Raw genomic sequence first — 18,267 nt, 5'->3', positions numbered from 1 at the left:
TGCGCACCCCCTGATTGCGGAACCCTCCGGCAGACAACCGACGAACTCCCCGATGGAGAACGCAGCGATGACGCAGGCACCCACCACCGACCTCCTCGCCCGGGCCCGGACCTGGCTGGCCGAGGACCCCGACCCGCAGACCCGCGAGGAACTGACCGCCCTGCTGGCCCGGGCCGAGGGCCCGGACGCGGAGTCGGACAGCAAGACCGCCTGGGCCGAGCTCGCCGAGCGCTTCTCCGACCGGCTCCAGTTCGGCACCGCCGGCCTGCGCGGTGAACTCGGCGCCGGCCCCATGCGGATGAACCGCGCCGTGGTGATCCGGGCCGCCGCCGGCCTGGTCGCCCACGTCCGCAAGCAGGAGCTCGGCGACCTCGTCGTCATCGGCTACGACGCCCGCCACAAGTCCTACGACTTCGCCCGCGACACCGCCGCCGTCGTGGTCGGTGCCGGCCTGCGCGCCGCCCTGCTGCCCCACCCGCTGCCCACCCCGGTGCTCGCCTTCGCCATCCGCCACCTGGGCGCGGCCGCCGGCGTCACCGTCACCGCCAGCCACAACCCGCCGCAGGACAACGGCTACAAGGTCTACCTGGGCGACGGCTCCCAGATCGTCCCGCCGGCCGACGCCGGGATCGCCGCCGAGATCGACGCCATCGGCTCGCTCGCCGAGGTCCCGCTGGCCGAGGACGGCTGGGAGGTGCTCGGCGACGAGATCGTCGACGCCTACCTGGACCGGGCCGTCACCATCGTCGACCGGCACAGCCCGCGCGACCTCGACGTCGTCTACACCCCGATGCACGGCGTCGGGCGCGACACCCTGGTGGCCGCCTTCCGCCGGGCCGGCTTCCCGGCGCCCACCGTGGTCGCCGAGCAGGCCGAGCCCGACCCGGACTTCCCGACCGTGGCCTTCCCCAACCCGGAGGAGCCGGGGGCGATGGACCTCGCCTTCCGCACCGCCGCCTCGGTCGGCCCCGACATCGTGATCGCCAACGACCCGGACGCCGACCGCTGCGCGGTGGCCGTCCCGGTCAACGCCAACGCGGCCGGCAGCGGCAACGGCACCTCCGGCTGGCGGATGCTGCGCGGCGACGAGGTCGGCGCCCTGCTCGGCGCGGCCCTGGTCGCCAAGAAGGCCGAGGGCACCTTCGCCACCACCATCGTCTCGGCCACCCTGCTCGGCCGGATCGCCGAGGCCGCGGGCCTGGGCTACGCGGAGACCCTCACCGGCTTCAAGTGGATCTCCCGCGCCGAAGGCCTGCGCTACGGCTACGAGGAGGCCCTCGGCTACTGCGTCGACCCGCAGGGCGTCCGGGACAAGGACGGCATCACCGCCGCCCTGCTCGTCGCCGAGCTCGCCGCCACCCTCAAGCAGTCCGGCCGCACCCTGAGCGACCTGCTGGACGACCTGGCGCTGGAGCACGGCCTGCATGCCACCGACCAGCTGTCCGTCCGCGTCCAGGACCTCTCCCTGATCGCCGACGCCATGGGCCGCCTGCGCGAGCAGCCCCCGACCGTCCTGGCCGGGCTGGCCGTCACCCGCGCCGACGACCTCAGCGCGGGATCCGCCGAGCTGCCGCCCACCGACGGCCTGCGCTACTACCTGGCCGGCGAAGGTGTCCGCTCCGCGCGCATCGTGGTCCGCCCCTCGGGCACCGAGCCCAAGCTCAAGTGCTACCTGGAGGTCGTCCTCCCGGTCGCCACCGCGGCCGACCTCGCCACCGCCCGCGCCCGCGCCGCCGAGCTCCTCGACGCGATCAAGCGCGACCTGGCCGAGGCCGCCGGCATCACCGCCTGACGCCCGGCCCCGCCCCGCACGAGTGCCTCCCGCCCCACCCGGGCCGGGAGGCACTCCCGCACCCGGCCCTCCCGGGACACCCGGCCCGGAACGCGCGAGGGGCCCGCCGAGCGGTCGGCGGGCCCCTCGTGGCGCGTCGTCGTCAGGCGGCGATCACCGCGATCAGCGCGACCAGGCCGACCACGGTGGGGGCGATGATCCACCAGCACCAGCGGACGCTGATCCCGCCGGCGGCCTCCGGGCGGGCGGCGTTGCGCTCGGCCATCTCCTGGAGGACGTTGGTGACCTGGTCGGACCAGGCCCGGGTCGGGTCCGGGGCGCCCTGCACGCCGGGGCCGGTGGTGGCCGGGCGGCCGAAGGCCAGGCCCATCCGGGAGACGTGCTCGGCGCCGCCGTTCTCCCGGGCCCGGTTGGCGCGCTTGCGCTGGCGCAGCGACACCGGCACCGCCCAGATCTGGAACTTCCGGCCCTCGGCCAGCAGCTCGACCGAGTACCCGGCGCGCAGTGCGTCGACCGAGGCCCACGGCGCGGTGATCGTCCGCCACGGGTTGCGCACGACCAGTCGCCGGTCGTTGGCGAGCACGGCCGGGCGCAGCGTGTAGGCGGCCACCGGGAACGCGAAGACCAGCGCCGCGGCGAGCGAGACGTACGGCGTCTTCCCGGTCCCGTTCAGCGCCGCGTCGCCGATCAGCCAGGCGGCCACGCCCAGCAGCAGCACGCCGGAGATCACACCGGGGACTGAGCGGTACACGCGGTCCGCGTACACGGTCTCCCCGTCGGGGGCGGCCGAGCCCTGGTGGGGCTTGCCGTCGGAATCGGTCATGCCGTCGATTCTGCCCCATGCCCCCCACGGTGAGGTCTCGGTCCGGCCACGAAAGGTGTGCCCCCTAGCGGTCGGCTACGCGCGTAGATATGCTGGTCTGGTGACTATGTCCACTGTTGCAGCCAATGCCCCCGGCGTTGCGGGCAGCGGCCTTCAGGACGTTGCGGCGTCCGAGGCCTCGCTCCGCCGCTTCCTGCACGGCCTGCCCGGCGTCGACCAGGTCGGCCTGGAGGCGCGTGCCGCCACCCTCGGTACCCGCTCGATCAAGACCACGGCGAAGGCGTACGCCATCGACCTCGCGATCTCGATGATCGACCTGACCACGCTGGAAGGCGCGGACACGGTCGGCAAGGTGCGCGCTCTGTGCGCCAAGGGCAGGACCCCCGACCCGACCGACCCGACCACCCCCCGCGTGGCCGCCATCTGTGTCTACCCGGACATGGTCGCCACCGCCAAGGACGCCCTCCGGGGCACCGACATCCAGGTCGCCTCGGTGGCCACCGCCTTCCCCGCCGGCCGCGCCGCCCTCCCGGTGAAGCTCGCCGACACCGCCGACGCGGTCGCCGCGGGCGCCGACGAGATCGACATGGTGATCGACCGCGGCGCCTTCCTCTCCGGCCGCTACCTCGACGTCTTCAACGAGATCGTCGCCGTCAAGGAGGCGTGCAAGCGCGCCGACGGCAGCTACGCCCACCTCAAGGTGATCTTCGAGACCGGCGAGCTGCAGACCTACGACAACGTGCGGCGCGTCTCCTGGCTGGCGATGCTGGCCGGCGCCGACTTCATCAAGACCTCCACCGGCAAGGTCGCCGTCAACGCGACCCCGCCGGTCACCCTGCTGATGCTGGAGGCGGTCCGCGACTTCCGCGCGCAGACCGGCGTCCAGGTCGGTGTGAAGCCCGCCGGTGGGATCAAGACCACCAAGGACGCCATGAAGTACCTGGTGATGGTCAACGAGACCCTCGGCGACGACTGGCTCTCCCCGCACTGGTTCCGCTTCGGCGCCTCCAGCCTGCTCAACGACCTGCTGATGCAGCGCCAGAAGCTCACCACCGGACGCTACTCCGGCCCCGACTACGTGACGGTGGACTGATCACCATGGCCAAGAAGAAGATCATCGAGGAGCCCGCGGCCAAGCCCGCCGGCGGCCTCTTCGCCTACGCCCCGGCGCCCGAGTCCCCCGCCGCCGCGGGTGACATCGCCACCTCGTACGGCCACTTCATCGGCGGCGAGTTCGTCGACTCCTCCGGCAGCGAGGCCCTGAAGACGGTCAACCCGGCGACGGAGCAGGTGCTCGCCGAGTTCGCCCAGGGCACCGACGAGGACGTCGACCGCGCCGTCGCCGCCGCCCGCGCGGCCTTCGCCGACTGGTCGGCGCTGCCGGGCAGCGAGCGCGCCAAGTACCTGTTCCGGATCGCCCGGATCATCCAGGAGCGCAGCCGCGAACTGGCCGTGCTCGAGTCGATCGACAACGGCAAGCCGATCCGCGAGACCCGCGACGTCGACCTGCCGCTGGTCGCCGCGCACTTCTTCTACTACGCGGGCTGGGCCGACAAGCTGGACTTCGCCGGCTTCGGCGCGGCCCCGAAGCCGCTCGGCGTGGCCGGCCAGGTCATCCCGTGGAACTTCCCGCTGCTGATGCTGGCGTGGAAGATCGCGCCCGCCCTGGCGACCGGCAACACCGTCGTCCTGAAGCCGGCCGAGACCACGCCGCTGACGGCCCTGCGCTTCGCCGAGATCTGCCGCCAGGCCGGTCTGCCCAAGGGCGTCGTCAACATCGTGACCGGCGACGGCCGCACCGGTGCCGCGCTCACCTCGCACCCGGACGTCAACAAGGTCGCGTTCACCGGCTCCACCCCGGTCGGCCGGGCGATCGCCAAGCAGCTGGCCGGCACCCGCAAGAAGCTGTCGCTGGAGCTGGGCGGCAAGGCCGCCAACATCGTCTTCGACGACGCGCCGCTCGACCAGGCGGTCGAGGGCATCGTCAACGGCATCTTCTTCAACCAGGGCCACGTCTGCTGCGCGGGCTCGCGCCTGCTGGTCCAGGAGTCGGTCCAGGACGAGCTGCTGGACGCCCTGAAGCGCCGGATGGCGACCCTGCGGGTCGGCGACCCGCTGGACAAGAACACCGACATCGGCGCCATCAACTCGGCCGAGCAGCTGGCCCGGATCACCGCGCTGACCGACGCCGGCGAGGCCGAGGGCGCCGAGCGCTGGTCGCCGGCCTGCGAGCTGCCGGGCACCGGCTTCTGGTTCAAGCCGACCCTGTTCACCGGCGTCAGCCAGGCCCACCGGATCGCCCAGGAGGAGATCTTCGGCCCGGTCCTGTCGGTGCTGACCTTCCGCACCCCCGAGGAGGCGGTCGCGAAGGCCAACAACACCCCGTACGGCCTCTCCGCCGGCATCTGGACGGAGAAGGGCTCGCGCATCCTCTGGATGGCGAACAAGCTCAAGGCCGGCGTGGTCTGGGCCAACACCTTCAACAAGTTCGACCCGACCTCGCCGTTCGGCGGCTACAAGGAGTCGGGCTACGGCCGCGAGGGTGGCCGCCACGGTCTGGAGGCCTACCTCGATGTCTGATGTCGCGACGCGTCTTGACGTCTTCAAGACCTACAAGCTGTACGTCGGCGGGAAGTTCCCGCGCTCCGAGAGCGGGCGGGTGTACGAGGTGACGGACTCGAAGGGCGAGTGGCTCGCCAACGCCCCGCTGGGCACCCGCAAGGACACCCGGGACGCCGTCCTGGCCGCCCGCGCGGCGGTCAAGGGCTGGGCCGGCACCACCGCGTACAACCGCGGCCAGGTGCTGTACCGGGTCGCCGAGATGCTGCAGGGCCGGCGCGAGCAGTTCGCCGCCGAGGTGGCGCTCGCCGAGGGCGTCGGCCCGAAGAAGGCCGCCGCCCTGGTGGACGCCGCGATCGACCGCTGGGTCTGGTACGCGGGCTGGACGGACAAGGTCGCCCAGATCGCGGGCGGCGCCAACCCCGTCGCCGGGCCGTTCTTCAACCTGTCGACCCCGGAGCCGACCGGCGTGGTCGGGATCGTCGCCCCGCAGGCCGGTTACGGGCACTCGCTGCTCGGCCTGGTGTCGGTGGTCGCCCCGGCGATCGCCACCGGCAACACGGTCGTGGTCGCGGCCGCCGCGGACGCCCCGCTGCCGGCCCTGTCGCTGGGCGAGGTGCTCGCCACCTCGGACGTCCCGGGCGGCGTGGTCAACATCATCTCGGGCCGGACGGCGGACATCGCGCCCACCCTGGCCTCGCACCAGGACGTCAACGCGGTGGACCTCACCGGCGCGATCGCCGCCGACGGGCCCGGCGCGGCGAAGGCCCTGGAGGAGGCCGCCGCGGATACCCTGAAGCGGGTGGTCCGTCCGGAGCTGGACCCGTTCGCCCAGGACTGGACCAATGCGCCCGGTACGGACCGGCTACTCTCCTTCCTGGAGACGAAGACGGTCTGGCACCCGATGGGGATCTGACCCTCCCCGTCTCCACCGGGTGAACAACTCCACAAGCTGGCCGTCCCCCGTGCCCTCTCCCCCCCAGGGCCCGGACGGTCATTGGACGGACCCGCGCCTCTCCCCCCCTGGCGCGGGTCCGTCGACTTTCGTCGCCGCGACGTCCGCCTTTCGGCGCTCCCCCGGGAGCCCGCCGCCGGGCGAGGATCGTGGCGGAGGAAGACGATCGAGGAGGGACGCCGTGGGAGAGTTCGTCGGCGAGCTGATGGCGCTGTTCGCGGACGGTTTCGTCCGCCGCCTGCACGTGGCCCGCACCCGGCGCCGGCTGGCCGCCGGCCGGACGGTACGGGTGCCCTGCTCGGCGCGGTCCGACCGCCCCGGCTGGCGGCCCGCCTACGTCAACGGCCGGCTGCGCATCACGCCCGGGGCCGCCACCGTGACCTTCGACACCCGCCCGGGCCGGATCGAGCTCCCCGCCGGCGGCACCTTCCACGACCCCGAGCCCGACGTGTGGCACGACCAGGACTGGGCCGCCACCGCCTACCGGCCGCCCGGCGACGGCGCCCCGGTCTTCCTCCAGGTCGACAGCCGCTACCTGCCGGTGGTCCACGCCGCCCTCGCCGACCCGAACTCGCAGCAGCCGCAACAGAAGGTGTGACCCGACCGGTTTCGGCATCGGGCCCCGATGCGTCAGACTGGTGTCCCGTGAGTGACGCCCCGCTGAACCCTGTGCCGATGACCCGCGCCCGGGTCGTCCTGTTGTCCGGTCCCTCCGGTTCCGGGAAGTCCTCGCTCGCCGAGCGCAGCGGACTGCCGGTGCTCCAGCTTGACGACTTCTACAAGGACGGGGACGACCCCACCCTGCCGCTGCTGCCGGACGGCGCGGTCGACTGGGACTCCCCGCTCGCCTGGCACCGCGACCAGGCCGTCGCCGCGATCCGCAGCCTCCACGAGACCGGCCGGGTCGACGTCCCGGTGTACTCGATCCCGGACAACGGCCGGATCGGCACCCGCCCCCTGGACCTCGCCGGTGCCCCCGCGTTCATCGCCGAGGGCATCTTCGCCGCCGAGATCACCGCCGAGTGCGCCGCTGAGGGGCTCCTCGGGGACGCCCTGTGCCTGCGCAACGGCGCGCTCACCACGGCCTGGCGCCGGCTTCGCCGGGACGTCCGGGAGGGCCGCAAGTCGCTGCCGGTGCTGGTGCGCCGCGGCTGGCGGCTGATGCGCGCCGAGCGGTCCATCGTCGGACGGCAGGTCACCCTCGGCTCCTACCCGTGCGCGGGCCCGGAGGCCGAACGCCGGATCCGCGCGGCCGCGGGGCGGCGGGAGCTGTCCGCCGTCTGAACACCCGGGCGGGCCCGCCGCCCGGCGGCCCGGGCAGCGGAACGGGCCGGCGGCCCGGCAACGCGAACAGCAGAACGACGGGCCCGGTGCGTCTCCCCCGCACCGGGCCCGTCGCCTTCCCCGGACGGCCCGGGCCGCGTGGTCACCGCTCCCCCGAGCCGGCGTTCACGCACCTCGACCGTCCGCTACCCGTCCCCCGACGGGAGTCCCTCTCCTCGCGCGCCCCGCGTCAGGCGACCAGCTCGCCGAACGCCCGGACGGTGTCGCCCGACTTGTTCAGGTGCTCGTCCTCGCGCAGGCGGCGCAGCGCGCGCCAGATGCTGCTCTTGACCGTGCCGACGCTGATCGCCAGCACGTCGGCGATCTCCGGGTCGGTCTTGCCCTCGTAGTACCGCAGCACCAGCATGGTCCGCTGGTTCTCCGGCAGCTTCGCCAGCGCCTGCCAGAGCACGGTGCGCAGCTCGGTGCCGCCCATCGCGTCGGTGTCGCCGGCCGTCTCCGGCAGCTCCTCGGTCGGGTACTCGTTGACCTTGCGGCGCCGCCAGGCGGAGATGTGCAGGTTGGTCATGGTGCGGCGGAGGTAGCCCCCGACCGCGGCCTTGTCGGTGATCCGGCCCCAGGCCCGGTAGGTGCTGAAGAGCGCGCTCTGCAGCAGGTCCTCGGCCTCGTAGCGGTCACCGGTCAGGTGGTACGCCGTGGCGTACAGGGAGGCGCGGCGCTCGCGCACGTACGCGGTGAACTCCGTGATGTGGTCCTCCGCGACGGCCGGGTGCTCCCCCTGCGCGTCTCCCTGTCCCGCCTCGTCGGCGCGGGCCGGTGCGGGGTTCAGCCGCAGCAGCGTCGCACCGGCGGCCGCGCGTCCGGCCGACTCCCCCGAGCCGACCGTCCGCAGGCCGTTCCCCCCGGTACCCCGGTTCCCCCCGGTACCCCCCAGGGCGTCCTTGCCCTCGACGCGGACGGGGAGGATCCCCCGCAGCGTGAGGGTGTTGGCGGAGTCGGCCGCGTTCCCCACCCGGCCGATCCCGTACAGCTCCCCCGTCCTGCCGCCGCCGCTCACCCGGCGGGCGACAGGGTTTCCACCGGTGCTGTGCGCGCACCCCCGTACGGTCACGGCACCGGAGTTCTCGTCGGTCCTGACCTCGTACCGGGTCCGGTGGGTGGACACTGACGAACGCGCGGTGCGGACAGCCGGGTTGGTCCGGGTCTGAAGCATGGCGTTCATGGTGCGCCCCCTGGGTCGGTACGAGCGGTTCCTGTTGCCGCCTTCCAGCCGGCCGGGTTGGCCCGCTGTCCTGCGGCGACATGGAAAATCCTGCCCGGCGGTTGTGATGGCGCTGTCCGCCGACTGTCACAGGGGTGTCACAGGGGCGGGCCTTTCGTCCCGGTCCGCCTCCCTCCGTACCGGACGCCGGTGGCGGTGGTTCCGGTTCCCGGGTGCCCGGGGGCCCGTCCGGGGGGTGATTCGACGCTTCCGGTGGGCCAAAATGGGGCCGTGCCTTTCCTCCTACTGATCGAGGACGACGACGCCATCCGGACCGGCCTCGAACTCGCCCTCACCCGCCAGGGCCACCGCGTGGCCACCGCCGCCTCCGGCGAGGACGGTCTGAGGCTCTTCAAGGAGCAGCGGCCCGACCTGATCGTGCTGGACGTGATGCTGCCCGGGATCGACGGCTTCGAGGTCTGCCGCCGGATCCGGCGCACCGACCAGCTGCCGATCATCCTGCTGACCGCACGCTCGGACGACATCGACGTGGTGGTCGGCCTGGAGTCCGGCGCGGACGACTACGTGGTCAAGCCGGTGCAGCCGCGGGTGCTGGACGCCCGGATCCGGGCGGTGCTGCGCCGCGGTGAGCGGGAGAGTTCCGACTCCTCCGCGTACGGCACCGTGGTGATCGACCGCGCGGCGATGACCGTCACCAAGGACGGCCAGGACCTCCAGCTCACCCCGACCGAACTGCGCCTGCTGCTGGAACTCAGCCGCCGGCCCGGCCAGGCGCTCTCCCGCCAGCAGCTGCTGCGGCTGGTCTGGGAGCACGACTACCTGGGCGACTCCCGGCTGGTGGACGCCTGCGTCCAGCGGCTCCGGGCGAAGGTCGAGGACGTGCCGTCCGCGCCGACGTTGATCCGCACCGTGCGCGGGGTGGGCTACCGGCTCGACCCGCCGGCCTGAGCGCCCGGTGCGGCCTCCCGCGCCCTCCCCCGCACCACCCCGGCATGAACTCCCGTACGACGACAGGCTCCCGTGACTGACCAACAGACGACGACCCGGCGCTTCGCCACCGGCCGGTGGCGCCGGCTGCGCTCCCTGCGGGTGCGGCTGATCGCGGTGTTCGCCGCGGTCGCGCTGCTCGCCGCCGTGTCGGCCTCCGGCATCGCCTACTGGCTGAACCGCGACGCGGTGCTCAAGCGCGCCCAGGACACCGCGCTCAACGACTTCCGCGTCTCGCTCAGCCGCAACGTCTCCGAGCTGCCGCTGAACGCGAGCTGCCCGGACCTCGTCTCGCTCGCGACCAGCGTCGCCAGCTCCGGGCTGAGTTACGACGTCGTGGTGGTCGATCCGGCGCACCCGGAGTGCAGCGCCTCCTCCGACCCGGGGCGCTTCACGCTGGCCGACGTCCCGACCCCGCTGCAGTCCACCGTCGCCAAGCCCCGCGAGATCACCGACACCAACCCGTACCCGTACCACCTGTACTGGCAGCGGCAGAACCTGGACGGCCGGCCGTTCGTGATCGGCGGCACCAAGGTGGTGCCGACCGGCCCGACGGCGTACATGTTCAAGTCGTTGGAGAACGAGCGGGCCGACCTCAACACGCTGGGCTGGTCCCTGGCCATCGCCACCCTGCTGGCGCTGATCGGCTCGGCGCTGCTCGCCCAGGCCGCCTCGTCCACCGTGCTGCGGCCGGTCAAGCGGCTCGGGGACGCCGCCCGGCGGCTCGGCGAGGGCCACCTGGACACCCGGCTGGAGGTCGAGGGCTCCGACGAACTCGCCGACCTGGCGCGGACGTTCAACCGGGCCGCGGAGTCGCTGCACGAGCAGGTCGAGGAGCTGAGCGCGCGCGAGGCGCAGAGCCGGCGGTTCGTCGCCGACATGTCGCACGAGCTGCGCACCCCGCTCACCGCGATGACCGCCGTCACCGACATCCTGGAGGACGAGGCCGAGTCGCTGGACCCGATGATCGAGCCGGCCGTCCGGCTCGTGGTGAGCGAGACCCGCCGGCTGTCCGACCTGGTCGAGAACCTGATGGAGGTGACCCGCTTCGACGCGGGCACCGCCAGGCTGGTCGCCGACGAGGTGGACATCGCCGACCTCATCATGTCCTGCATCGACGGCCGGGCCTGGTACGACGCCGTCGAACTGGACGCCCCGCGCGGCATCCTGGCCGTGGTCGACCCGCGCCGGCTCGACGTGGTCTTCGCCAACCTGATCGGCAACGCCCTCAAGCACGGCGGCTCGCCGGTGCGGGTCAAGGTCCGCGAGAGCGGCGGCTCCGTCCGGGTCGAGGTCTCCGACAGCGGCCCGGGCATCCCGGAGGACGTGCTGCCGCACGTCTTCGACCGGTTCTACAAGGCGGACCGGGGACGGGCCCGCTCGGAGGGCAGTGGCCTGGGGCTGTCGATCGCGATGGCCAACGCGCAGATACACGGGGGGACGATCACCGCGGCGAACGGGGAGGTCGGGGCGGTGTTCACGCTGACGCTGCCGCTGGCTCCGCCGCCTCCGCCGTCCGCGGACGGCGCCGTCGACGGCCCCGTCGGCGACGCAGCCCAGAACAAGGACGCCTCGTGACCTCCCCCACCTCCCCGACCGGCAGCACCCCGACCGGCACCTCCCCGACCGGCACCACGCTGCGCCGCGCCTGCGGCGCCCTCCTCCTGCTCGCATTGGCCACCGGCTGCGGCATCCGGCCGACCGCCGTCCCGGTGGACGCGGGCGCCCCGGCCAGCCGGACGGCCTGCCCGACCGCGACCCCGCACGTACCCACCGCCCTGGCCACGCCGTCCCCCGCCTCGCCCACCCCGACCGCGGCGCGCGGCGCGGCCAAGTCCGGTGCCTCCCCGAGCCCGTCGCCGGTGGTGGTGACCCCGGGAAGCCCGCCGCCGGACAACGTGTTCAGCGCCGTCCCGACGGCCGCGCCCTGCCGTTAGGGCGGGTCCGGGGACCGCGCCGGGCGCGGTCCGGGCTCGGTTCCGGGAGCGGTCCGGGCTCGGTTCCGGGAGCTGTTCCGGGCGCCGGGGGCGCGTCCTGGAATGTTCACGCCCGGGGTGGAACCACCGCGCCACCGGTCCACGTCCTTCCCCCCGTGCAGCGAGATGGCACCAGGACACGCGACCAGCGTTCCGGCGCGCGGACCGAGACCCGGCCGGCGGCGGCCGTCCACCGATCCCTCCGCTCGGCGGGTCTGGCGGGCCTGGCCTGCCACCTGGCGCTGGTGCTCTGGCTGGTGGTGCTGCGGCCGCTCCCGGTGGCCTGGGTGTACGACGCCAACCTGACGCCGCTGGCCTCGTTGCGCTCCTCCACCGCCTGGCAGGTGGCCGGCGAGTTCGTCCTGCTGGCCCCGCTCGGCGTGCTGCTGCCGCTGGCCGGCGGCCGGCTGCGGGCCCCCTGGCTGCCGTCCTTCCTGCGCACCACCGGCGTCTCCGCCCTGCTGGCGACCGGCCTGGAGTTCCTCTCCTCCTGGACGCCCGGGCACGTCCTCAACGTCGACCACATACTGTTCGCCGTGATCGGCGTGGCCGCCACCCACCTGGCGCTCGCCCCCGGTCTGCGGCGGCTGCTGCGCGAGCGGCGGCCGCGGGTGCGCGCACCCCAGGTGACCACCCTGGTCGGCCCGCCGGTGCCCGCCGTCACCGCCCCCGTCGCCCCGGTGCGGGCCCGGCCCCGCGCCTACGCCGAGCCGACCCCGCCGGCCCGCTGAGCCCCGCCCGCCGCCACCCGGCAGACCCGACCGCCGACCTCGACCAGGCCGTCCGGACGCGGGCCGGTCAGCAGCTGCGAACCCCGGCCCTGGGTGACGGTCAGCGCCCGCCCGAGGCGCGCGGTGAGCAGCAGGGCCGCGGCGCCGGTCGCCTCGTCCTCGTCGATCCCGTCGTCCCGCCCGGGGAAGGCCCTCGCACGGACGGTGCCGGCCGCCTCGTCCTGCCAGGCCCAGGCGTAGATCCACTCCCCCGGCGGCGGCACCTCCAGCGCCTCCACCTCGGCCGCCGAGCGGTACCGGCGCAGGGTCCGCGGCGGGGCCCACTCGGGGCGCGCCGCGATCCTGGTCAGCCCGCCGTCGTGCCGGGCCGCGACCTCCCCGGCCGGGGTGACCAGCCGGTCCGCGCCGAGCAGCCAGGCGGCGCCCACGCAGGGGTGGCCGGCGAACGGCAGGCGCAGGGTCGGGGTGTAGATGTCGACCTCCCCGCGCTCCGGGTCGTCGACGAACACCGTCTCGCTGAAGCCGAGCTGCCGCGCGAACGCCTGCCGCTCCGCCCGGCCCGGCAGCGCGGCGCCGTCCCGCACCACGCCGAGCTCGTTGCCGTACCCGCCGTCGGGACCGCAAAAGACCCGCAGCACCTCATACGCAGTCATTTCCCACCTCGTCAATTGCCGTTCCGGAGCAGCGCAACTACTCCGTGACGAAAACACGGCGACGGATGTCGGCCGCCTCCAGTACTGTGCGCTGTCGTCCCCAACGGCTCCGCCGTTTTCTCCGCTTCCCCGGGAATCCTTCTTGAACAACCTCGACTTCAGCGCCGAGCCGCTTTTCTCCTGGTACGTCGTCGCGCTGGCCTTCAGCGGCGTCGCCATGCTGGTCCTCGGAGCGCTCAACCTCGGCGGCGGCCTGAAAATCGGCTGGCGGATCCTCAACGTCCTCGTCGGTCTCGGATTCCTGGGGTACGCCTACTACCTCGCGTTCGTCTTCGAGGGCGGCCGGTACGAGATCTTCTTCAAGGCGTTCATCCTGCCGATCGCCCTGATCGTCCACTCGGTGAAGGCCATCGTCGAGCGCGGCAACGCCAAGGCCCAGCAGCCCGTCCCGCCGGGCGCGCCGTACGGCCCGCCGGCCGGCTTCGACCCGAACGCGCCCGCGCAGGCGCCGTACAACCCGAACGCCCCGCAGCCGGCGTACGCCCCGCAGCCCGGCCAGGGCGTCCCGCCGCAGGCCGCCGCGCCGTACGCCCCGCAGCCGGGCGCACCGGCTCCGCAGGCCGCGGCGTACGCCCCGTCGGCCCAGCCGGTGGCGGACAACCCGTACGCGCAGCCCGCGCCCCCGGCGCAGCCGCCGCACCCGGCCGGCTGATCCGCCGCCCGGACGCCGAAGGCCCGTCGGCCACCGCTGATCAGCGGTGGCCGACGGGCCTTCGGCCGTTCCGGGTCACTTCCCCGCGCGGTGCGCACCCTTGCGGCGGTGTGCCACCAGGGTGCCCAGGCCGAGGACGATCGCGGTGGCACCGGTGATGGCCATCGGGGCGGAGGAGGGGCCGCCACCGGTGGAGGCCAGCCGGTCGTCCGTCGCCACGATCGGGGCGGGCGCGGCCGGGGCCGCGGCGACGACCCGCGGCGCGTCGTCGGCGACCGGGCTGGGCACCGCGGTGGTGGCCTGGGCCACCGGCAGGACCGGCACGGCGGCCTGGGCGGCCGGGACGCTCGGCGGGACGGCCGGCAGGGTCGGGGCGGGCGCCGCGCCGGCGGGGCTGGTGGCGGGGGCCGGAGTCCCGGTGCCGCCCGCCGGAGCCTCGATCGCGAAGTCGATCCGGGGGCTGGTGGTCCCGTTCTGGGTCTCGCCGGGGCCGGGCAGGCTGCCGCCGTTGACCGTGACCGACTCGGCGCCGGCCGGGGTGTCCCGGGTGAAGGCCAGCCGGACGTTGACCGTCCGGGTCTCGCCCTTGGGGACGGTGACGGCGTCGGCGTCCTGGTTCCCGGTCCGCAGCCACACGGCCAGCTGGGTGCCGGGGATCTCCCACTCCTCGGGCGTGCCGGGCAGCCACCGGCCGTCCTGGGTCTGGAACTCCAGCCGGACCGAGGAGGCCCTGACGACGTTCTGCCCCTGCAGCACGATCCACGGGAGCACCCGCAGGTCCTTGCCGGTGCGGTTGGCGAGGACCAGCCGGAACGGCTTGGCCGGGCCGCCCGCGGTGAAGGTGGCCGGCACGCCCTCGACGGCGAGGTCGGCCAGCCCGGCCGGGGTCGGCCGCGTGGTCGGGTTGGCGTCCACCACGGTGAAGTTGGGGGTGCCGCCGTTGGCGAAGGTGGTGCGCTGGTCCACCGGCAGGGTCGGGTCGGTCACCTTCGCGCCGAGGCCGCCCGCGGCACGGCCCGGGTGGGCGTCGGCGCCGAGGGTGAGCCGCAGCCGGTAGTCGGCCGAGGCGCCGGCCGCGAGGTGCAGCGGCGCGGCGGTGCCGTCCAGCTCCCACGAGGCGCCGGGGACCTGGCCGCCGGTCGGCCGGGCGTCCTGCCACGACGATCCGCCGGGGCGCTGGAACTCCAGCTTGAGCTGGGACTGCTGGAGGCCGCCGTCGACGCCGGAGAAGCTGACGGCGGTCTCGGCGTCGACCGCGTGGTCGGCGGTGTTCCTGAGAGTGGCGGTGAACTCGACGGCGGTCCCGGTCCGGACGGTCTCGGGGAAGCCGTTCACCGTGACCTGGACCGGGGAGGCCTTGCCGTGCGGGCCCGGGTCGGCCGTGGGGGTCGCGGTGGCGACGGGCGCCGCGGACGCGGCGGGTGCGGAGGCCAGCGCCAGACCGGAGACCAGGGTGGCAGCGGCGGCGGCGGCGAGGAGTCTGCGGGGCTGGTTGCGCAATGGAACCTCACGGAGGAATTCGGGCTGATCCCGACAAGCGTGTGAAATCACAGGAAGGGAGGGGCCGTTTCCACGCCGTGAAGGCGCCGCCGGTCCTGCCCCCCCAACCACCAGCGTCGGCGGAATCATATCGGGGTGGTCCGACCACTCCGCCACAGGGTTTCGGCCGGCCGGTGTCGGGTGGGGGAACAGTGTTTCCGCCCGCGCTCGGCCCGGTGGGGGGCACCGGTCGAGCCGGTGGCCCGACCGGTGCCGTCAGGGTGTCGGGGTGTCGGGGCGCGCGGGCGTCAGGGTGTCAGGCGGTGCACGTCGCGCGGGAAGAGCGCGGTGCGGCGGACGTTGTCCGCCCCGGTGAGCCGGGCCGTCCAGCGCTCCAGGCCGAGCGCGAACCCGCCGTGCGGCGGCATGCCGTGCGCGAAGGACCGCAGGTAGCCCGCGTACGGTCCGACCGGCTCGCCCCGCGCCGCCAGCGCCGCCAGGTAGTCCTCGTGCCGGTGCAGCCGCTGCCCGCCGGTGACCAGTTCGAGCCCCCGGAAGAGCAGGTCGAAGCTGTTGGAGTACTCCGGGCGGCCCGGCTCGGGGTGGGTGTAGAACGGCCGCTTGCGCATCGGGTAGCCGACCACGAACAGGAACTCGCTGCCGTGCTCGCGCAGCGCCCACGCGCTCAGCCACCGCTCGTGCGCCGGGGAGAGGTCCGGCTCGTCGACGCCCAGCATCCGCATCGCCTCGGCGAAGTGCAGCTGCGGGATCTCCGCCGGCACCTCGGGCAGGCGCACCTCCAGCAGCTCGACGGAGGAGGCGGCCCGGGCGGCGACGGAGGCGACCATCCCGGCCAGCACCTCGCGCAGCACCGCCATCACCTCCCGGTGGTCGGCGATGAAGCCGAGCTCCGCGTCGAGGCTGGTGTACTGCGCCAAGTGGCGGGCGGTGTCGTGCGGTTCGGCCCGGAACACCGGCCCGGTCTCGTAGACCCGCTCGAACACCCCGACCATCGCCTGCTTGAAGAACTGCGGCGACTGCGCCAGGTAGGCGGGGCGGCCGAACCAGTCGAGTGCGAAGACCTCCGCGCCGGACTCGGTGGCCGAGGACACCACCTTGGGCGTGTGGATCTCGGTGAAGCCCAGGCCGTCGAGGGTGGCGCGGAACCCGGCGACGGACGCCGCCGAGATCCGGTGCGGCGCGGACAGCCGGGGGTGGCGCAGGGTGACCGGCGCACCGTCCAGGACGACCGGCAGCGCGGCCTCCACGGTGGGCCGGAAGAGGCTGAACGGCGGCGCCTCGGCGAGGCTGGAGAGCACCTCGACCGCCGGGGAGGTCAGCTCGACGCCGTTCGGCGCCTGGGGGTTGGCCGTGACCGTGCCGCGGATCCGCAGCACGGTCTCCTCCGGCAGGTTCGCGGCGGCGGCCGGGGCGACCACCTGGGCCAGGCCGGAGCGGTCCCGGAGGACGAGGAAGGTGACGGACTTCAGGGCCCGGCGGCGGTGCAGCCAGCCGGAGAGTTCAACGGTCTCGCCGACGTGGCCGGGTAGTTCGGCGGCCAGGACACGGGCGGTCGTCGGGTGGATCATCGCGGCCCTCCACGGGGCGTCGTGGTGATCCCTTGGGAGTGCGGGCGAGAAGGGGACTCGCGGTGCCACCGCACTTTCGCCGCCGCCGCGGGGGCGGCGGCCTCGTCGTGGCCCGGTGACGGGGGCCGGCCGGCGAGGCATTTCCTCCCCGCGCTCAGGAGTGTCTTTCCTCCGGGGCGTGAGGCCGCCTTCACAGCGATCGGCGGCTCTCTCGGCTCACGGTTCCCGGAGGTACTCGGCTCCCTCGAAGCGTTGGAGAGGAGGCTAGGTCGGGGATGCGGGCCCCGCAAGCGAGTTAGATCAGGTGGTCGAACTCGCCGGCCTTGACCCCGAGGACGAGGGCCCGGAGCTTGGCGGCATCGGTCGTGATCACGATGCCCGGGTCATCCGACTCACGGAGATGGCGCAGGCCTCCGGTGCCGGAGGCGACTTCGAGGCAGTTGTTGGATCCTTCGCCTTCGCTGTAGGACGACTTCTGCCAACGGATCTCGGACATCACGGCGCCTTTCACGTCTGAAGCTGGAACAGAAGGTACTGCACAAGCCCCCAGGAGCCGCGGACGGATAGGTCACGCAGAGATCCACTGGCATTGATGGCAGGCAGTGCAACATCGCTCAGCTGCTGAAACTTCCGACGGTAGGCCGCAATGTCGTCCTGATCGCCGAGGTGCTCAGCACGCCTGGGACCGTCCAGGATGACTGTCGAAAGAGCTGCGCAACCAGGGTCGCAGCTCAGGAACGAAGCCGCCAGGGGTGCATGCTTGGGCGCGGTGAACGGCAGGATCTGAATCGTGACGTTGGGCAGTTCTGCAATGTCGAGCAGATGCAGCAGCTGAGCCCTCATGACGTCTTCGCCAGCGAACCGAATTCGCAGAGCGGCCTCATGGATGACGAAGTGGAACTGCCGACTCTTGCCATCGGTCAGGATTCGCTGCCGCTCGACACGAAACCTGACGGCGGTCTTGAGGTCCCACCGGGTCACGTCCCCGTAGATGGCTGCCGCATACTCGGGCAGCTGGAAGACCCCGGGAATGTATAGGCTGTCGTAGCTGGTCACTGAGACCGCCCGATCCTCCACCTCCGCCAGATCGAGCGCGAGTGCCGGGACCTTCCCCTTGAACTCCGTCCACCAGCCCTTGCCATCGCTGGAGCCGAGCTCGTGCAGGACGGCCATGTAGGTCTCATCCGTGCACCCATAGGCGGCGAGCAGCGTCGTCAATCGCGCCGGGTCGATGGATGTTCGGGCCGCCTCGATGTGGCTGAGCTGCGGGCCGCCCATGCCGATGACCGCGCCGGCATCCTTCACCGCCAGCCCGGCAGCCTCACGCAGTCTCCTCAGCTCAGCTCCGAATCGCTTCTGTCGCTCGCTGATTTGAGTCCTGAGTGCCAAGGGTCATCCTTCCGTCGACAGTGCCGGGCGCCACCCACAAGGGTGAGGCTACTCAATCCTGGGGGTCCTCTTCGGCGATCGTGTTGCATGCGTGGAACCTATAGCCCTACTCTCAG

General features: G+C 73.4%; 18 protein-coding genes. 11 read left to right on the top strand and 7 right to left on the bottom strand.

Translation table 11 applies throughout. The features are described 5' to 3' along the window. Positions 1 to 67 precede the first annotated feature (67 nt). Entirely contained in the window at positions 68 to 1,792 is a 1,725-nt protein-coding gene (locus tag ACFYUY_RS17020; protein ID WP_360216345.1) for a phospho-sugar mutase, read from the top strand. 142 nt (positions 1,793 to 1,934) lie between these two features. Here the strand turns inward: ACFYUY_RS17020 and ACFYUY_RS17015 are convergent, their stop codons facing one another. Further along, a complete protein-coding gene (locus tag ACFYUY_RS17015) occupies positions 1,935 to 2,615 on the bottom strand; it encodes a PH domain-containing protein (protein ID WP_360216348.1) in 681 nt (226 codons plus the stop codon). A 106-nt stretch (positions 2,616 to 2,721) separates the two neighbouring features. Between ACFYUY_RS17015 and deoC the strand changes: the two genes are divergently transcribed. From deoC to ACFYUY_RS16990, 5 genes are all read left to right on the top strand, one after another. Continuing rightward, positions 2,722 to 3,708 (top strand): deoxyribose-phosphate aldolase, encoded by a 987-nt coding sequence (gene deoC, locus ACFYUY_RS17010; RefSeq protein WP_360216351.1) that lies wholly within the window; start codon positions 2,722 to 2,724, stop codon positions 3,706 to 3,708. Positions 3,709 to 3,713: 5 nt separating this feature from the next. Next, a complete protein-coding gene (locus tag ACFYUY_RS17005; RefSeq protein WP_360216353.1) occupies positions 3,714 to 5,195 on the top strand; it encodes an aldehyde dehydrogenase family protein in 1,482 nt (493 codons plus the stop codon). Then, positions 5,188 to 6,090 (top strand): aldehyde dehydrogenase family protein, encoded by a 903-nt coding sequence (locus tag ACFYUY_RS17000; RefSeq protein ID WP_387901268.1) that lies wholly within the window; start codon positions 5,188 to 5,190, stop codon positions 6,088 to 6,090. The genes ACFYUY_RS17005 and ACFYUY_RS17000 overlap by 8 nt, the downstream gene beginning before the upstream one ends. Positions 6,091 to 6,310: 220 nt before the next feature. Beyond that, positions 6,311 to 6,727: a hypothetical protein gene (locus ACFYUY_RS16995; protein ID WP_387901265.1), complete on the top strand. Its 417-nt coding sequence runs from the start codon at positions 6,311 to 6,313 to the stop codon at positions 6,725 to 6,727. Between the two features lie 77 nt (positions 6,728 to 6,804). Further along, on the top strand, positions 6,805 to 7,413 hold the full coding sequence (locus tag ACFYUY_RS16990) for an ATP-binding protein (RefSeq protein ID WP_387901263.1): 609 nt from the start codon (positions 6,805 to 6,807) through the stop codon (positions 7,411 to 7,413). A gap of 229 nt (positions 7,414 to 7,642) precedes the next feature. Here the strand turns inward: ACFYUY_RS16990 and ACFYUY_RS16985 are convergent, their stop codons facing one another. After that, positions 7,643 to 8,347 carry a SigE family RNA polymerase sigma factor gene (locus tag ACFYUY_RS16985; RefSeq protein WP_387901318.1) on the bottom strand — a complete coding sequence of 235 codons (705 nt, stop codon included), beginning with the start codon at positions 8,345 to 8,347 and terminating at the stop codon, positions 7,643 to 7,645. Positions 8,348 to 8,905: 558 nt separating this feature from the next. Here ACFYUY_RS16985 and ACFYUY_RS16980 point away from each other — a divergent pair. The 4 genes from ACFYUY_RS16980 to ACFYUY_RS16965 all read left to right on the top strand — a co-directional run bounded on the left by ACFYUY_RS16980 (position 8,906) and on the right by ACFYUY_RS16965 (position 12,329). Continuing rightward, on the top strand, positions 8,906 to 9,583 hold the full coding sequence (locus tag ACFYUY_RS16980) for a response regulator transcription factor (protein WP_063349065.1): 678 nt from the start codon (positions 8,906 to 8,908) through the stop codon (positions 9,581 to 9,583). Positions 9,584 to 9,655: 72 nt separating this feature from the next. After that, the gene (locus ACFYUY_RS16975; protein WP_387901260.1) at positions 9,656 to 11,200 is read left to right on the top strand and encodes an ATP-binding protein; all 1,545 of its coding nucleotides are present in this window, start codon (positions 9,656 to 9,658) and stop codon (positions 11,198 to 11,200) included. Then, positions 11,197 to 11,559: a hypothetical protein gene (locus tag ACFYUY_RS16970; RefSeq protein WP_387901257.1), complete on the top strand. Its 363-nt coding sequence runs from the start codon at positions 11,197 to 11,199 to the stop codon at positions 11,557 to 11,559. Before ACFYUY_RS16975 ends, ACFYUY_RS16970 begins: the two co-directional genes overlap by 4 nt. Positions 11,560 to 11,714: 155 nt before the next feature. Beyond that, positions 11,715 to 12,329 carry a VanZ family protein gene (locus ACFYUY_RS16965; protein WP_360216372.1) on the top strand — a complete coding sequence of 205 codons (615 nt, stop codon included), beginning with the start codon at positions 11,715 to 11,717 and terminating at the stop codon, positions 12,327 to 12,329. On the opposite strand, the gene ACFYUY_RS16960 is transcribed toward ACFYUY_RS16965, so the two are convergent. After that, the gene (locus ACFYUY_RS16960) at positions 12,299 to 12,982 is read right to left on the bottom strand and encodes a PhzF family phenazine biosynthesis protein (RefSeq protein ID WP_360216375.1); all 684 of its coding nucleotides are present in this window, start codon (positions 12,980 to 12,982) and stop codon (positions 12,299 to 12,301) included. The two genes, ACFYUY_RS16965 and ACFYUY_RS16960, sit on opposite strands and share 31 nt — an antisense overlap. A gap of 142 nt (positions 12,983 to 13,124) precedes the next feature. Here ACFYUY_RS16960 and ACFYUY_RS16955 point away from each other — a divergent pair, with 142 nt between their 5' ends. Beyond that, positions 13,125 to 13,694, top strand: a complete 570-nt coding sequence (locus ACFYUY_RS16955) for a hypothetical protein (protein WP_360216378.1) — start codon at positions 13,125 to 13,127, stop codon at positions 13,692 to 13,694. Between the two features lie 75 nt (positions 13,695 to 13,769). Here ACFYUY_RS16955 and ACFYUY_RS16950 read toward each other — a convergent pair whose 3' ends face one another. The 4 genes from ACFYUY_RS16950 to ACFYUY_RS16935 all read right to left on the bottom strand — a co-directional run bounded on the left by ACFYUY_RS16950 (position 13,770) and on the right by ACFYUY_RS16935 (position 18,151). Continuing rightward, complete coding sequence (locus ACFYUY_RS16950) at positions 13,770 to 15,194, bottom strand: hypothetical protein (protein ID WP_387901254.1); 1,425 nt, start codon at positions 15,192 to 15,194, stop codon at positions 13,770 to 13,772. Between the two features lie 287 nt (positions 15,195 to 15,481). Further along, a complete protein-coding gene (gene aspS, locus ACFYUY_RS16945) occupies positions 15,482 to 16,762 on the bottom strand; it encodes an aspartate--tRNA(Asn) ligase (protein ID WP_387901252.1) in 1,281 nt (426 codons plus the stop codon). A gap of 295 nt (positions 16,763 to 17,057) precedes the next feature. Next, positions 17,058 to 17,258 carry a DUF397 domain-containing protein gene (locus ACFYUY_RS16940; protein WP_387901249.1) on the bottom strand — a complete coding sequence of 67 codons (201 nt, stop codon included), beginning with the start codon at positions 17,256 to 17,258 and terminating at the stop codon, positions 17,058 to 17,060. A gap of 11 nt (positions 17,259 to 17,269) precedes the next feature. After that, entirely contained in the window at positions 17,270 to 18,151 is an 882-nt protein-coding gene (locus ACFYUY_RS16935; RefSeq protein WP_387901247.1) for a helix-turn-helix domain-containing protein, read from the bottom strand. Between the last annotated feature and the right edge of the window lie 116 nt (positions 18,152 to 18,267).

It is taken from the genome of Kitasatospora sp. NPDC004745 (genome assembly GCF_042873275.1).
In the GTDB taxonomy this organism is placed as follows: domain Bacteria; phylum Actinomycetota; class Actinomycetes; order Streptomycetales; family Streptomycetaceae; genus Kitasatospora.
This window is presented reverse-complemented; position numbering and strand designations above follow the sequence as displayed.